General features: G+C 73.6%; 14 protein-coding genes and 1 riboswitch. Of the genes, 7 read left to right on the plus strand and 7 right to left on the minus strand.

Annotated elements, in window-relative coordinates; genetic code table 11:
• Positions 1–41: 41 nt before the first annotated feature.
• Genes EAD98_RS19450 through EAD98_RS19460 form a run of 3 tightly spaced genes read right to left on the minus strand, consistent with a single transcriptional unit; the run spans position 42 to position 2838 of the window.
• On the minus strand, positions 42–893 hold the full coding sequence (locus EAD98_RS19450; RefSeq protein ID WP_121655478.1) for a menaquinone biosynthetic enzyme MqnA/MqnD family protein: 852 nt from the start codon (positions 891–893) through the stop codon (positions 42–44).
• Positions 845–2215: an MFS transporter gene (locus tag EAD98_RS19455; RefSeq protein ID WP_121655479.1), complete on the minus strand. Its 1371-nt coding sequence runs from the start codon at positions 2213–2215 to the stop codon at positions 845–847. Before EAD98_RS19455 ends, EAD98_RS19450 begins: the two co-directional genes overlap by 49 nt.
• A 38-nt stretch (positions 2216–2253) precedes the next feature.
• Positions 2254–2838, minus strand: a complete 585-nt coding sequence (locus EAD98_RS19460; protein ID WP_121655480.1) for a helix-turn-helix transcriptional regulator — start codon at positions 2836–2838, stop codon at positions 2254–2256.
• Between the two features lie 316 nt (positions 2839–3154).
• Here EAD98_RS19460 and EAD98_RS19465 point away from each other — a divergent pair, with 316 nt between their 5' ends.
• Both EAD98_RS19465 and EAD98_RS19480 read left to right on the plus strand, forming a co-directional pair.
• Positions 3155–4405: an HNH endonuclease signature motif containing protein gene (locus EAD98_RS19465; RefSeq protein WP_121655487.1), complete on the plus strand. Its 1251-nt coding sequence runs from the start codon at positions 3155–3157 to the stop codon at positions 4403–4405.
• Positions 4406–5224: 819 nt separating this feature from the next.
• Complete coding sequence (locus EAD98_RS19480) at positions 5225–7696, plus strand: AAA family ATPase (protein ID WP_233583890.1); 2472 nt, start codon at positions 5225–5227, stop codon at positions 7694–7696.
• Here EAD98_RS19480 and EAD98_RS19485 read toward each other — a convergent pair.
• Positions 7676–8281: a hypothetical protein gene (locus EAD98_RS19485; protein WP_121655481.1), complete on the minus strand. Its 606-nt coding sequence runs from the start codon at positions 8279–8281 to the stop codon at positions 7676–7678. The genes EAD98_RS19480 and EAD98_RS19485 overlap by 21 nt on opposite strands.
• A gap of 200 nt (positions 8282–8481) precedes the next feature.
• Between EAD98_RS19485 and EAD98_RS19490 the strand changes: the two genes are divergently transcribed.
• From EAD98_RS19490 to EAD98_RS19510, 5 genes are all read left to right on the plus strand, one after another.
• Positions 8482–9126 carry a transporter gene (locus tag EAD98_RS19490; RefSeq protein ID WP_121655482.1) on the plus strand — a complete coding sequence of 215 codons (645 nt, stop codon included), beginning with the start codon at positions 8482–8484 and terminating at the stop codon, positions 9124–9126.
• A complete protein-coding gene (locus EAD98_RS19495; RefSeq protein WP_121655483.1) occupies positions 9123–9434 on the plus strand; it encodes a transcriptional regulator in 312 nt (103 codons plus the stop codon). Before EAD98_RS19490 ends, EAD98_RS19495 begins: the two co-directional genes overlap by 4 nt.
• Positions 9431–10411 (plus strand): ABC transporter ATP-binding protein, encoded by a 981-nt coding sequence (locus EAD98_RS19500; RefSeq protein ID WP_233583891.1) that lies wholly within the window; start codon positions 9431–9433, stop codon positions 10409–10411. The genes EAD98_RS19495 and EAD98_RS19500 overlap by 4 nt, the downstream gene beginning before the upstream one ends.
• Positions 10412–10421: 10 nt before the next feature.
• Positions 10422–11159: an ABC transporter permease gene (locus EAD98_RS19505; protein WP_121655484.1), complete on the plus strand. Its 738-nt coding sequence runs from the start codon at positions 10422–10424 to the stop codon at positions 11157–11159.
• A gap of 93 nt (positions 11160–11252) precedes the next feature.
• Positions 11253–12026 carry a VOC family protein gene (locus EAD98_RS19510; RefSeq protein ID WP_121655485.1) on the plus strand — a complete coding sequence of 258 codons (774 nt, stop codon included), beginning with the start codon at positions 11253–11255 and terminating at the stop codon, positions 12024–12026.
• Positions 12027–12035: 9 nt separating this feature from the next.
• Here EAD98_RS19510 and EAD98_RS19515 read toward each other — a convergent pair whose 3' ends face one another.
• The 3 genes from EAD98_RS19515 to EAD98_RS19525 all read right to left on the minus strand — a co-directional run bounded on the left by EAD98_RS19515 (position 12036) and on the right by EAD98_RS19525 (position 14951).
• A complete protein-coding gene (locus tag EAD98_RS19515) occupies positions 12036–12794 on the minus strand; it encodes an ABC transporter ATP-binding protein (RefSeq protein WP_121655489.1) in 759 nt (252 codons plus the stop codon).
• A 44-nt stretch (positions 12795–12838) separates the two neighbouring features.
• The gene (locus tag EAD98_RS19520) at positions 12839–13936 is read right to left on the minus strand and encodes an iron ABC transporter permease (protein WP_121655490.1); all 1098 of its coding nucleotides are present in this window, start codon (positions 13934–13936) and stop codon (positions 12839–12841) included.
• A 79-nt stretch (positions 13937–14015) separates the two neighbouring features.
• Positions 14016–14951, minus strand: a complete 936-nt coding sequence (locus tag EAD98_RS19525; RefSeq protein WP_121655486.1) for an ABC transporter substrate-binding protein — start codon at positions 14949–14951, stop codon at positions 14016–14018.
• Positions 14952–15062: 111 nt separating this feature from the next.
• Positions 15063–15128, minus strand: a riboswitch (cobalamin riboswitch).
• Between the last annotated feature and the right edge of the window lie 154 nt (positions 15129–15282).

The following is a 15282-nucleotide window of genomic DNA, read 5'->3' on the forward strand; positions in this document are numbered from 1 at the left end:
CACCGCCGCGCCGGGCGGGCTGACTCAACCCGCTCGGCGGCTCAGCCGGCGAAGAACTCCGGGCCACCGTCCGGCAGCGCGGGCGCCTCGCCGATCGCGGCGGCCCGGCGGGCCCACTCGCGCAGCCCGGCGATCTGCCGGTCGCCGAGCGAGAAGTCCAGGGTCCGGAAGTACGTGGCCAGCGTCGCGGCGTCGAACGTCTCCCACCGCGCCGCCGCCTCGGCCACCTGGTCGAGCTCGTTCAGGCAGAGGTCACGCGAGCGCAGGAACGCCTCGTGCACCTCCTTGACCAGACCCGGGTGGGCGGCGGCGAAGTCACGGCGGACAGCCCAGACGGCGAAGACCATCGGCAGTCCGGTCCACTCGCGCCACGCCTGCCCGAGGTCGGTGACGGTGAGGCCACGTTGCGGCGCCTCGTAGAGCGCCCGCAGTGCCACGTCACCGATCAGCACCCCGGCGTCGGCCTCCAGCAGCATCTGGGTCAGGTCCGGCGGGCAGCGGAAGTAGTCGGGCCGCACGTTGTACCGCTCGGCGAGCAGCAGCTGAGCCAGCAGCACCCCGGTCCGCGAGGTCGAGCCGAGCGCCACCCGTGCGCCGTCCAGCTCGGCGAGGGGACGGGTGGAGACGACGTTGACCGAGAGCACCGGCCCGTCGCTGCCCACCGCGAGGTCCGGCAGGAGCAGCAACTCGTCGGCGTGCCGCAGATACTCCAGCAGCGAGATCGGGCCGATGTCCAGGTCACCGGCGACCAGCGCGGCGTTCAACCGGTCCGGCGAATCCTTGTGCAGGTCGACGTCGAGCAGGGCACCGGACCGCATCAGGCCCCAGTAGATCGGCAGACAGTTCAGGAACTGGATGTGCCCGACCCGGGGACGTGCGATGCGCTCAGCCATGACCCGACCGTATCGCCGGCTTCCGGCTTCGGCTCGGCGGGCCCGTCCGGAGTGGCCAAGCCCGCATCCGCGCCGGCGGGCCGCAGCTGTCGTACACCCGGGTCACCGGGTGACGGCCGGCGTACGGCCCGGGCGACAACCGGGACGAAGATCAGCACCACCAGGATCCCCGCGACGCCGGCGCCGGCGATCAGTGGCCGGGGCGGGACGGCCGTGAGCAGCGCGCCGCCGACCAGAAAGCCGGCCATCGAGCCGCCCTGCACCGCCGCGCCGTAACTGGCGTACGCCCGGGCCCGCATCGCCTCCGGCACCCGGCGAGCGGTGAGCAGGTTGGCGAAGACGTTTTCGCCGCCGTTGGCCGCGCCCGCCACCAGCCAGAGCGGCACCAGCAGGCCCGCACCCGGGACCATCGCGGCGAGCAGCACCATCAGGCTGCAAGCGGCCAGGGTGACCAGCACCCCACGGATCAGCGCGGCATCGTCGCCGAGTCGGTTCGCGAGCCGGGCGGCCAGCCAGCCACCGGGCAGCATGCCGGCCATCCAGGCGGCACTGACCAGCCCGTAGGTCGTCGGTGAACCGTTCAGGGTCTCCCGGATGAAGAAGACCTCGATCACGTTGATGCCGCCGATCGCCGCGATCACCACCGCGGTGCTCACCACCATGACGAGCATCAGCGGGTCGCGGCGCAGCCGCCAGGCGGTGGCCGTACCGCGTGGGTCCGCCGGGGTGACCACCGCGGTGGTCCGCCGGCCACCGCGCCGCGTCCGCAGCAGCAGGCCGGCGACCACCAGCGCCAGGTAGGTCGCGGCGTCCAGCAGCAGCGGTACGCGGGTGCCGAACTGCCCCACCAGCAGCCCGGCCAGCACCGGGCCGCCGAGCGCGCCGAGGGAGACCGCGGTCTGACTGATCGCGCTCGCCCTCGGCAGGTCGCGCGAGCGGACCATCGCCGGCAACAGCGCCGCCAGGCAGGGCTGGGTCACCGCGAGCCCGCAGGCGAGCAGTGCGACGAGCCCGACCACCAGCACCGGGTGATCGGCGAGGGCGAGCAGCGCACAGATCGCGGCCTGGGCCAGCCCGACGGTCACCAGCAGGGTGCGGCTGTCCACCCGGTCGGCGAGTCGGCCGGCGAGCGGGGCCAGCACCACCAGGGGCAGGGTGGCGGCGAGCAGCAGCCCGGACACGGCGAGCCCGCCGGCGCCGGCGCCCTGGAGCGCCAGCGCGAGCGCGGTGGCGGCGAGGAAGTCGCCGCAGATCGTGGTGGCCCGCGCGGTGGCGGCGAGCCAGACGTCCGGCCAGCGCGACTCGACAACTGTGAAGGACATACTTCGAAATTATTCCTTCACACCATGTGGCGCAAGCCCTACGGCAGCGGCACCACGTGGTACTGCACCGAGACGGCTCGCGCCCCCGCCGGCGGATCGGTCCGGCGGTTCCGCTGGCGGTACGGCTCCAACACCGCCAGGACCGCCTCGTTAACCCCGGCCATCTCCTCCGGGGTGAGCAGCAGCAGGGTGTCGCTGAAGAGCGCCACGTCGTACCACTCGGCCGGCTCCTCCCCGGCGCGCCGCGACCAGTCCCGGGCCCGTTCCATGTCCCGAGCCGCATGCGCCTCCACCAGCGCCTGCTCGGCCGCACGCCCGTCCGGACCGGCATCGCGACCCGCGTCGGCCATCCAGTTGGAACTGAACGTGCGCCACACCCGCTCGCGCGCGTCCCCCCGGCTCGGCGCCTGCTCGATCAGGCCGAACTTCGCCAGCGCCCGCAGGTGGTAACTCGTCGCGCTCGGCGACAGCCCGGCGATCTCCGCGCACTCGGTGGCGGTCCCGCCATCATCGCGGCTGCTCAGGTATTCCATGATCGCGATCCGGGCCGGATGGGCCAACGCCCGCATCACCTGCGGGTCACTGATCGTCATCCGGCGCGGCTCGGGGCGGGCCTCGGTCATGCCCCCATGATCCCGGCCAGCGAAGCGAGCCGCCATCACCCCCGTGGTCCACCCGGATCGCACCCGCGCCGTCGGTGACCTGAGCGGCTCGTCGGTGGCGGCGCGCACGGCTCGCCGGTGGGCCCGCGCGGCTCGCCGGTGGCCCGCGCGGCCCGTCGGCAGCCAGCGCGGCTCGTCGGTAACCGCGCAGCCCGTCGGTGGCCTGCGCGGTTACCGGAACACGGATCGCGGCGGCACGGGGAGATCGAGGGCGATCAGGGTGCCCTGTCAGCGATCAAGGCCAGAAAGTGTCGTACATATGTTCTACTGTGGATTCATGTTGGGGGTGTTGGCGCAGGCGGACGATGCCATCGACGACTGCGCCGCGACCTCAATCTGGGCACTTCCCGACGACGAGTTGCTCGCGTCGCTCGACGCGACGCACACGGTGGCGCAGCGACTGGCCGCCGTGCAGCTCGGGCTGGTCCGCGAGCTGGACGCCCGCGGCCTCGCGGTGGCCCGGGGCGCCTCGTCCACCGCCGTCTGGCTGCGGGAACGGCTGAGGCTCTCCGGTCGATCTGCCCGCGAGTTGGTCCAGCTCGCCGCCACCGTCGACGCCGCGCCGACCGCGGTGCGCGAGGCCATGCTCACCGGTGCCGTCACCGTCGAGCAGGGTCGGGTGGTGGCGGAAACGGTCGCCACCCTCCCCGCTGAGGCGGGGCCGGAGGTGGCCGAGAAGGCCACCCAACTGCTCATCGGCTGGGCCGACCGGTTCGACCCGGCGATCCTGCGCCGGCTCGGGGAGCGCGTGCTCACCCACGTCGCACCGGACCTGGCCGACCAGGCCGAGCTGGCGGCCCTGGAACGGGCCACCGAGCGCGCCGAGGCCCGTCGGCACGTCACCCTCTCGGAGCAACAGGACGGGCAGGTACGCCTCACCGGCAGCCTCGACACCGAAACCGCGAGCCTGCTGCGCGAGGCGATCGATCCGCTCTCCGCACCGACCGGTGAACACGACGACCGCAGCCCCGGCCAGCGCCGGGCGGACGCGCTCGGCGAGATATGTCGGCTGGCATTGCGTACCGGTCACCTGCCGGACAGCGGCGGGGACCGACCGCAGCTCGTGGTGACCGTGTCGCTGGACGCGCTGGTCAACGGCGTGCGAGCGGGCACCCTGGAGACCGGGGCGCAGCTCACGCCGGGCGCGGTCCGCCGGCTGGCCTGCGACGCCGCCGTGTTGCCGGCCGTGCTGGGCGGTAACAACCAGGTCCTGGACGTCGGACGTCAACGCCGCCTCTTCACCGGGCCACTGCGCCGCGCACTCGTGCTGCGGGACGGCGGCTGCGCCTTCCCCGGCTGCGATCGACCATCCCGATGGTGCGACGGTCACCACGTCCGGCACTGGGCCGACGGCGGCGCGACCGCGCTGGGCAATGCCGTTCTGCTGTGCGGCCACCATCACCGGCTCATACATCAAGGCGACTGGACGGTCCGCATCTCGGCCGACGGCCAGCCCGACTTTCTCCCGCCCCGCTGGCTCGACCCAGACCGTACGCCGCGCCGCAACCTCTACCACCGGCGCTGCTGACGGCGAGGAAGCATCCTGAGCCGTGCTCGCACGGATCGAGCACAGCGCCGCCACGGCCCTGCGCGCCACGCCGCCGGGGCCACACGTCCGGCCCGGCGCCGCAGCGCCGCGCACCATTGCCGGAAGGGTCCGGCACGATGCCGTGCCTGCGTGCCCGCGCATCGCCGCTCCCGCTGCACCACCCCCTCGCTGCACCACCCCCTCGCCACAGCGCCCCATCGCGAGAAGGGTCCGGCACGAGGCCGCGCCTCTACGCCCGCGCGAACCGCCGCTCCCGCCGTGCCACCCCCTCGCCACAGCGCGGCGCCCATCGCCAAAAGGATCCGGCACGACGCCGTGCCTTCAGGCCCGCGCGAACCGCCACTCCCACCGCGCCACAGCGCCGCGCCCCACCGCCAGAAGGGTCCAGCGCGACGCTATGCCGAAGGCCCGCGAGAACCTCCACTCCCGCCGCGCCACACCCTTGATCCCGCGCACACACCTTGACGTCGCGCCACACCCTCGACGTCGCGCCACACCTTGATGCCGGGCCGTCAGCGCCACAACGTCCGGTCCCACGGCACAGCGCCGCACCTACCGCGCCGCACCTCCGACACGCCGTCGCTGCGTCCCCGGCCACGCCGGTCGTGCCGCCACGCCGTCTCTGTCGGGTGGTCGCGTCGGTAATTCGGTGGAAGGACCGGGCGTGGGAGCGTAGGGTTGCAGGCCGCTTGACGGCCGAGGTGAGCTGCACCGGAACGGACGTCCCCGCGCCGGGCGGCCGGCCATCCGCCCCCGGACACGCGAGCGCGCAGCAGATGTGAACGATGGGACGTCAGCATGCCCGCACTCGACCTCGACACTCACCTCGACACGGATCTGGCCGCCGAGCGCGCACACCTGGCCACCTCGCGGGAGGCGCTACGGCGGATGCGGGAGCGGGCCGAGGCCCTCTTCGCCACCGGAGACCAGGTGGCCGGCGACGCCTACGCCGCGGAGACGCTCGGCCGCACGCTGTCCCGTCGGGTGGCCGAACTGGCCGACGACCCGACCACACCGCTCTTCTTCGGCCGCCTCGACTTCTCCGGGAGCACGGTCAGTGGAGTCGGCGAGGCCGCCTCGGACGCGAGCGCGAGCGCCGGGTCGGGCACGACCGACGCCACCGGCACGACCGGCACGACCGGCACGACCGGCACCACCAGCACGGCCGGCACGACCGGCACGACCGGCACCACCAGCACGGCCGGCACGACCGGCACGACCGGCACCACCAGCACGACCGGCACGACCGGCACCACCGGCACCACCAGCACGACCGGCACAACCGGCACGACCGGCACCACCAGCACGACCGGCACGACCGGCACCACCGACGCCACCGGCACTACCGACGCCACCAGCACGACGGCCACAACCGCCACCACCGTCACAACCGCCGCCACCAGAACAACCAGCGCGAGCACGACCAGCGCGAGCACGACCAGCGCGAACCCGACCAGCAGCGTCGGTGATCATGAGGGTCGGCGGTACCACGTCGGGCGGCGGCATGTCAGTGACGAGCTGGGCGAGCCGTTGGTGCTGGACTGGCGGGCGCCGGTCTCGCGGTCGTTCTACCGGGCCAGCGCGCGGGATCCGCAGGGGGTGGCGGTCCGGCGGCGGTTCGGGTTCAGCAACGGGGTGCTGACCAGCTTCGAGGACGAGCGACTCGACCGGGGCGAGGAGCTGGGCACGACCAGCCGGATCCTCACCGCGGAAATCGAGCGGCCGCGCGTCGGGCCGATGCGGGACATCGTCGCCACCATCCAGCCGGAGCAGGACGAGCTGGTCCGGGCCGACCTGGCCGACTCGATCTGCGTGCAGGGCGCGCCGGGCACCGGGAAGACGGCCGTCGGCCTGCACCGGGCCGCGTACCTGCTCTACCTGCACCGGGAGCGGTTGCGACGGGCGGGTGTGCTGATCGTCGGGCCGAACCGGGCGTTCCTGTCGTACATCGCGGCGGTGTTGCCGGCACTGGGTGAGGTTGAGGTCGAGCAGGCGACCGTGGAGGAGTTGATCTCGCGGGTGCCGGTCCGGGCGGTCGACTCGCCGGCGGTCGCGGCGCTCAAGCACGACGTACGGATGGCCAGCGTGCTGCACCGCGCGGTGCAGGCACAGATCGGCTCGCCGACCGACTCGATCACCGTGTCGGACGGCTCGTTCCGGTGGCGGATCGGGCTGGAGCCGTTGCACCGGATCGTCGAGGAGACCCGCCGGGAGGGGCTGCCGTACGGCACCGGCCGGGAGCGGGTCCGGGCGCGGGTGGTGAGCCTGCTGCAACGGCAGGCCGAGGCGCGGCGGGCGGAGTCGCCCAGCGACGCCTGGCTGCGCCGGATGGGCCGATGCCGGCCGGTGATCGACTTCCTGGACGCGGTCTGGCCGGCGCTCACCCCCGAGGGGCTGGTACACGGGCTGCTGGCGGACCCGGCGCGGCTCGCCGCCGCGGCGGACGGGTTGCTCAGCGACACCGAGCAGGCGCTGCTGACCTGGGCGAAGCCGGCCCGTACGCCGAAGGCGACCCGCTGGACCGCCGCCGACGCGGTGCTGATCGATGAGGCGACGGGGCTGCTGGAACGGCCATCCGGGTTCGGGCACGTGGTGGTGGACGAGGCGCAGGACCTGTCGCCGATGCAGTGCCGGGCCATCGCCCGGCGCAGCGAGCACGGCTCGGTCACGCTCCTCGGTGACCTCGCGCAGGGCACCGCGCCGTGGGCGGCGACCGACTGGAAGGAGTCGCTGGCCCACCTGGGCAAGCCGGACGCGGTGGTGGTGCCGCTGACGGTCGGCTTCCGGGTGCCCGCCGCGGTGGTCGCGTTCGCCAACCGGCTGCTGCCGGCGCTCGCGGTGAACGTACCCCCGGCGGAGTCGCTGCGCCGCGACGGCGGCTTGGACGTGCGTACCGTGACGGACCTGACCGCCGCGACGGTGGCCGAGGTGCGGGCGGCGCTCGCGCACGACGGCTCGGTCGGTGTGATCGCCGCGGACGACGCGGTCGACGGGCTGCGCGCGGCGCTGGCCGCCGCCGGTGTCCCGACCGCGAGCGCCGACGACGTGGCCGACGCGGAGCGGGTCACCGTGGTGCCCGCGACGCTGGTCAAGGGCCTGGAGTACGACCACGTGGTGGTGGTCGAGCCGGCCGCGATCGTCGCGGCCGAGCCACGGGGGCTGCACCGGCTGTACGTGGTGCTCACCCGCGCGGTGTCCCGGCTCGCGGTGGTGCACCACGAGCCGCTGCCCGCGCCGCTTCTGAACTGGTCAGCGGCCGGAGAGGGCTGAGGCGATCGCACGCAGCGGCTTGCCGGGCTCGGCGATCGGCACCGTGAACGCCAGCCACGAGCCGTCGGTGAACTCCACCCGGAGTCGCTTCGGGTTGAGCCGGTGCCAACCCACCCGGGCGTCCGCCACGGCGGCCCGGGGCGCCGACCAGACGACCCGGGTACCGGCCACCGCGCGCTCGTCGTCGGCGCGGCTCGACCAGAGCTTCACCGGCCCGGATGCGCACACCAGCAACCGTCGGTCGGTGACGGCGAGGACCGTGTCGTCGAGGGTGATTGCCGGAGGCACCGGTCGCCGCGAGTGTTGCAGCGTCGAGGCGAGCGAGCCCGGGGCTCCGCGACCGGCCACGCCGTGGGTGAGGCGGTCGACGATCCGGTCCGCCGCCGGGAACGAGATCAACGGCGAGATCAGGTTGAGCAGGACGCCGCCGATGCCGGCACCGGCCCCGGAGGCCTGCGGACGCTCGGCGTCGGGTGGATCGGGCGGCAGGGCGCCGTGGGCGATCTCCGTCTTCGCGACGGCGAGCACCTGTTCCCCCGGCTCGACGAGCTGGGTCAGCCGTTCCTGGTAGCTGATGTCCGCCATCGGCTCAGTATCGGTCCGGGTGGTCGGTGGTCGGTGGTCGGTGGCCGGTGGCCGGTGGCCGGTCGGCCCGCCGGGCGCGTCGCCGATCAGCCCGCGCCGGCCCCGGCCCGCCGCTCCGAATCCTCGCCCACCAGGGCACGGACCCGGGCGGCGGCGTCGGGGGTCACACCACTTCGACTTTGTGGTTTAAAGTTCTCTGTGTGCACCCCGACGACGATCCGCCTCCCGCCGACGCCGCGACCGCACTCCAGCTGATCCGTAAGCAGCGAGGGGCGACCGCACGTCGACTCGATCCCGATGCCCGTCTGCTCTACTGGCCGTGGGGAGTCGCCTGGCTGGTCGGCTTCGGGCTGTTCTTCCTCCGGTTCTCCCCCGGCGAGCGAGAGCTGCTCCGGCTGCCGAGCTGGCTGCCGCTGACCGTCCTCTTCGCTCTGCTGCTGGCGGCCGCCGCGGTCCAGGCAGCGGCCAGGGAGCGGGCCCACGACCAGGTGACCGGTGACTCTGCTCGGCGTGGGCGCTGGTACGGGTGCGCCTGGGGCCTGGGATCCGTGAGCGTCTACGCGGGCCTGGGTCGGATCAGCGAGCACCTGCCCCACGACCTGGCGGCGCTGCTCTGGTCGGCGACCGCCGCCGGGCTGATCGGCGCGCTGCAGATGGCCGGCGCGGCGATCTGGCTGGACCGGCCCCTGTTCGGGCTGGGCGTCTGGATCAGCGTGATCAACCTGGTGGGCACGATCGCCGGGCCGGGTTGGCACGCGCTGGTCGTGGCGGTGGCCGGCAGCGGCGGGATCCTGGTCGCCGGCGCACTCGCCCGACGGCGGCAGCGAGAGCGGCACCAGCCGTGACCGAGTTGGATCCGGTGATCCACGCGCAGGCCCGGCTACGGGTGGTCGCCAGCCTCTCCGCCCTCGGCGACGGCGACATGATCGCGTTCCCCCGGTTGCAGGAGCTGCTCGCGATGACCGCCGGCAACCTCTCCGTGCACCTGCGCAAGCTCGAGGACGCCGGCTACGTCGAGGTCAGCAAGACACACCGTGGACGCACCCCGGCCACCCTGATCCGGCTCAGCCGGCGGGGCCGGCTTGCGTTCGAGGAGTACACCGAGGCCATTCGCACCCTGCTCGACCCCACCCCGACGAAGGAGCAGTCATGATCCTCGCCCGCGCCGACCAGGCCAGCCGCCGGTACGGCGACGTCCTCGCCCTCGACCGCGTCGATGTGGAAGTCCGGGCCGGTGAGCTGGTCGGCCTGCTCGGCCCGAACGGCGCCGGCAAGAGCACCCTGATGAACCTGCTGGTCGGTCTGCGTCGCCCCAGCTCGGGACGGGTCGAGCTGTTCGGCGGCGATCCCCGCGACCCGGCGTCCCGCCGACAGATCGGGGTCACCCCGCAGGAGACCGGCCTGCCGGGCACGCTGCGCGTCGGTGAGGTCGTCGACTTCGTCTCCGCGCACTACCCGGACCCGGTGCCCCGGGGAGAACTGCTCGACCGCTTCGGCCTGGGCGACCTCGCCCGGCGGCAGACCGGCGGCCTCTCCGGCGGGCAGCGCCGCCGGCTGGCGGTGGCGCTGGCGTTCGTCGGCCGGCCCCGGCTGGTGCTGCTCGACGAGCCGACCACCGGTCTGGACGTGGCCGCGCGGCACACCCTCTGGGACGCCATCCGGGCGTTCCACGACGACGGCGGGACCGTGCTGTTGAGCAGCCACTACCTGGAGGAGGTGGAGGCGCTGGCCCGCCGGGTCGTGGTGATCGGGCAGGGTCGGGTGCTCGCCGACGACACGGTGGACGCGGTGCGCGGCATCGTCGGCGTACGCCGGGTCAGCCTGGTCGCCGCCGACCTGCCCGAGCTGCCCGGCGTGGTCCGCACCGAACGGATCGACGGGCGATTGCACCTGCTCACCACCGACGCCGACCAGCTGGTCCGGTCGCTGGTCACCGCCGGGACCGCCTTCACCGACCTGGAGGTCCGGCCCACCTCGCTGGAGGAGGCGTTCCTCGCCATCACCAACAGCAGCGAGCCCACGGCCGCAAGCCAGCCCACCGCCGCAAGCCGGCCCACCATCGGGGGCCAGCCCACCACCGGGGACCAGCCCTCCACCGCCGCTGCCGGCGGCCGACCGACCACCGCCTGAGGAGGCGACCGTGCAGCTCGCCCTGGTCCACGCCCGCTACCAGCTCCTGGAGATCATCCGGATCCCGGTGGCCGTCTTCGGCAGCGCCTTCTTCCCGGCCGCCGCGATGATCTTCTTCGTGGTGCCGTTCGCCGGCGACGATCCGGCCGGCGCCACCTTCGCCACCGCGTCGATGGTCACCTTCTCGGTGATGAGCGCCAACATCTTCCAGTACGGCGTCGGTGTCGCCGAGGACCGCGACCAGCCGTGGAATCCGTACACCCGGACCCTGCCGGCCGGGCCGGCACCCCGCTTCGCCGGCCGCGTGCTGGCCGGCCTGGCGCTGACGTACCTCTCGCTGATCCCGGTCGTGGTGATCGGCGCGACGCTGACCGCGGCCCGGATCACCCCGGCGGCGTTCCTGCTGACCGCCGGCACGGTGGCCGTCATCTCGGTGCCGTTCACGCTGATGGGGCTCGCCATCGGCTACTCGCTGCCGAGCAAGGCGGCGATCGTGGTCGCGCAGGTGGTCTTCCTGCCGCTCGCGTTCGGCGGCGGTCTGCTCTCCGCTCCGGGCGAGGCGCCCGGCTTCATCGAGACGATCGCGCCGTTCCTGCCCACCCGGGGGGCTGCCGAACTGATGTGGTCGGCGGTGGGTGACTACCGCATCGAGCCGCTGTCAGTGATCATGCTCGGCGTCTGGGTGGTGCTGCTCGCAGCGCTCGCGGGCTGGGCGTACCGGCGGGACGAGGGTCGCCGGTTCAGCTGACGATTCGTCCGTTTCCGCCCCGGGCCGCAGCGGGACGGTGCCAGGATTCCGGCAGGGGGCCGTCGTGGCCGCCGGGCCGAGAGGGGTCTTGACGTGAGCACCGTCCCGCCGGGTACGCCCTGCTGGGCCGACCTGGCCACCCCGGACCTGACCGACGCGCGGCGTTTCTATCCGGAGCTGTTCGGGTGGACCGGCCGGGTGACGCCGGAGCCCGAGGCGGGTGGCTACACCGTCTTCCTGCTCGACGGGCGGGCCGTGGCCGGGGCCGGGCCGCCGGCGATCCCGGACCAGGTGCCGATCTGGTCGACGTACCTCGCCACCGACGACGCGGAACTGGTCGCCGGCCGGGTCGAGCGGGCCGGCGGGCAGGTCGTGGTGCCGCCGTTCGAGGTCTTCGACCGGGGCCGGATGGCGGTCTTCGCCGATCCGGCCGGCGCCACGTTCAGCGTCTGGCAACCGCTGGCGATGCCCGGGGCCGAGGTGTTCAACGTGCCGGGCGCGCTGAGCTGGACGGAACTGGTCACCCCGGACCCGGAGGGCGCGAAGGTCTTCTACGAGCTGGTGTTCGGCTGGCAGCCGGACGACCAGATGGTCGGTGGGATGACGTACACCGGGTGGCGGCTCGGGACGCAGATCGTCGCCGGCATGATGCCGCCGTTCGCCGACGACTTCCCGGCCGACCTGCCGGCGTACTGGACGGTGTACTTCGCGGTGGCCGACGCGGACGCCGCCGCCGCCCGGGCCGCCGAACTCGGCGGGACCATACTGGTGCCGCCCCGGGACAACCCGGCGGGCCGGTTCGCCGCCCTGCGCGACCCCCAGGGGGCCCTCTTCTCCGTCATCGACCTCGGCCCGGACGGGGACTGACCGCCCGGCTCAGCGGCGGCGCACGGGGACGACGAGGGGTCCGTGGGTGCCGGGGACGACCCGGACGCTGGCCCGGTAGTGGGTGGCGAGCAGGTGCTCGGTCAGCACCTCCTGCGGGCTCCCGACAGCCACCACCCGGCCGTCGGCGAGCAGCACCATCCGGTCGGCGTACTCGCCGGCCAGGGACAGGTCGTGCATGGTGGCGAGCACGGTGAGGCCGTGCTCCCGGCGCAACTGGTCGACCAGCTCCAGCACCTCCTGCTGGTGGCCGATGTCCAGCGCGCTGGTCGGCTCGTCGAGCAGCAGCAGCGTCGCGCCTTGAGCCAGCGCCCGGGCGAGGAACACCCGCTGGCGTTCGCCGCCCGAGAGGGTGGCCAGCTCCCGGCGGTGGAAGCCGGTGAGGTCCAACCGGTCGAGCACGTCGTGCACGGCGGCCACGTCCGCGGCGGACTCCCGGCCCAGCGGCGGGATGTAGGGGGTGCGGCCGAGCAGCACGTAGTCGAGCACCGACATGCCGGGCGGCACCACCGGGGACTGGGCCACCGTGGCCACCACCCGGGCCCGGTCGCGGCGGCGCAGCTCGGCGCTCGGCGTACCGAACAGGGAGATCGCCCCCGGCGCGGGCAGCAAGCCGCCGACGGCGCGCAGCAGGGTCGACTTGCCGGCGCCGTTCGGACCGATCACGGTGACCCACTCGCCGGCGGCGACGGTGAGGTCGACGCCGGTGAGGATCGGTGCGCGGTCCAGGCTGACGTGCAGCCCCCGCACCTCGACCGCCGGCGCGCCGGCCGGGCCGGCGGCGGGTTCGGGGGTCACGTGAGCACCCGCCGGGCGGTACGCAGCACGAGCACGAAGAACGGGCCGCCGAGCAGGGCGGTGACCACCCCGATCGGAATCTCGGCCGGCGCGGCGGCGGTGCGGGCCACCACGTCGGTCAGCGCCAGGAAGGCCGCGCCGAAGAGCATCGACAGCGGCAGGATCACCCGATAGCTCGCCCCGGCGAGCAGCCGGACGGTGTGCGGCACGATGATGCCGACGAAGCCGATCAGGCCGGTCGCGGAGACCGCCGCGGCGGTGCCCAGCGAGGCGGCCGCGATCAGCAGGTAGCGGGAGCGCTGCGGGTGCAGCCCGAGGCTCTTCGCCTCGTCGTCGCCGACCGCGAGGACGTCCAGCTCGCGGCGGTGCAGCAGCACCACCACGGTGGTCAGCGCGGCGTACGGCAGCACCAGCAGCACGTCGTGCCAGCCGGCGGTGGCCAGCCGGCCGAGCAGCCAGGAGTAGACCGGCTGGATGCTGTCGGAGTGCCGTTGCAGCAGGTACGTCTGGCCGGCGGAGAGGAAAGCGGAGACCGCCACCCCGGCCAGGATCAGCATCGCCGGTGACCGGCTCCGCCCGCCGGCGCCACCGAGCAGGTAGGTCATCGTCACGGCGAGCAGCGAGCCGGCGAACGCGGCCAACGGGATGGTCATCGGCAGCCCGGTGATCGCGCCCTGCCGGCCGACGCCGCCGAGGGCGATCACCGCGGTGACCGCGAGCCCGGCGCCGGCGGCCACGCCGAGCAGGTACGGGTCGGCCAACGGGTTGCGGAACACGCCCTGGTAGCAGCCGCCGGCCAGGGCGAGCAGGCCGCCGACGAGCAGGCCCAGCACCACCCGGGGAAGCCGCAGCTCGGTGACGATGGCGATCTCCCGCTCCGTCAGCCCGCTCTCCAGGTGCACCCCGGGTATCAGGTTGAGCAGCTCGGCGGCGACGCTGCCCGGCGGCAGGCTGATCGGGCCGAGCGACACCCCGGCGATCAGCGCGAGGAGCACCGCGAAAACGCCGGCGACGAGCCAGCGCCTGCGCAGCCCGGCGGGCCGCGACGCGGGTGGCGTCGCGGCCGGCCGGGTGGGTGGCGCCGGGGCGGCCACCAGCGACGTCCCGGTCACCGAGCCTTCTTCCGTTGCTCGCGAAGCCGGCTCACTCCTCGCGCTCACCGACGGACGACGGTCACGCGGGCACCTTGGCGACCGCGTCGATGATCACCCGGAGCAGGTCCACGACCCGCGGACCCCAGCGCGAGGCGATGTCGTCGTCCAGCGCGACCACCTGGTTGTTCTTCACCGCGTTCAACCCGGCCCAGCCGCTGCGCGCCTTGACCGAGTCGGCGTTCTGCTGGCAGCACTTGGAGTCGGCCAGGAAGACGAAGTCCGGGTTGGCCTTGACGATGAACTCCTGGGACAGCTGGGGGTAGCCACCGCTCTTGCCGTCCGCGTCGGCCGGGTCCGCGATGTTGGTCAGACCGACCTGGCTGTAGAGCGAGCCCATGAAGGTCTTGCTGGTCACGCTGTACAGCTCCGGGCCCAGCTCGTGGTAGTAGGTGAGCTTCTCGGCGCGCTGCGGCAGGTCCTTGACCAGCTTGGCGATGTCGTCCTTCATCCGGCTGGTGACGTCGGTCGCCTGGTCGGCGTGCCCGGTCAGCGTGCCCAACTCGGTGAGCTGCCGGTACGAGTCGTCCAGGGTGATCGCCGCGGGCGTGAGGTAGACCGGAATCTTCAGCTTGCCGAGCTGGTCGACGATCTTGTTGGTGTCGTTGGCGAGCACCACCAGGTCGGGGCTCTTCGCGGCGATCGCCTCGGCGTTCGGCTGGAAGCCGGACAGGTCGCTCTTGGGCGCGTCGGCCGGGTAGTTGGACTGGTCGTCGACCGCGCTCACCTGCGGGCCCGCACCGATGGCGAAGAGCATCTCGGTGGCGGTGGGCGAGAGCGAGACGATCTTCTCGGGGCGCTTGTCGAGGGTCAGGGAGCCGACCGTCACCGGGTAGGTGACCGTCGCGGAGCTGCCGCCGGCGGCCGGCTCGTCGGCGGTCTTCTCCGCGCACGCGCCGAGGGCGAGTGCGGCGACCGCGAGGGTCGCGGCGAAGAGCCGGGGGGTACGTCTGGACATGGGGCCTCCTGTCGGTCGAGGAGTGTGGTGCTTCGCCGACAGGGACTTTCGTACGCCCGCCCACGAGGCGCCCTTCCTCGAGAGCGCGTGTCGCGACCCATCCGCAGGCGACCTGGCTCGTCCCCGCCGTCAGGGCGGGGCATCACAGTTGCGGGACAGCGCCGGGCTCGCACCGGCTTCGCTGCGGAGTGGTCGCTAAGACGGTAGCGCACCGCCGGGACGTGCCGGATCGATCAAGCACGGATCGCCGCAGGTCGATCACCTCGGCCCCGAAAGGTGGGGCGAGATGACCGACCGACGGCGATTTGTCGCGCATCGCGGGGGTCGGGGG

Source organism: Micromonospora sp. CV4, assembly GCF_003667455.1.
Taxonomy (GTDB): Bacteria; Actinomycetota; Actinomycetes; order Mycobacteriales; family Micromonosporaceae; genus Micromonospora.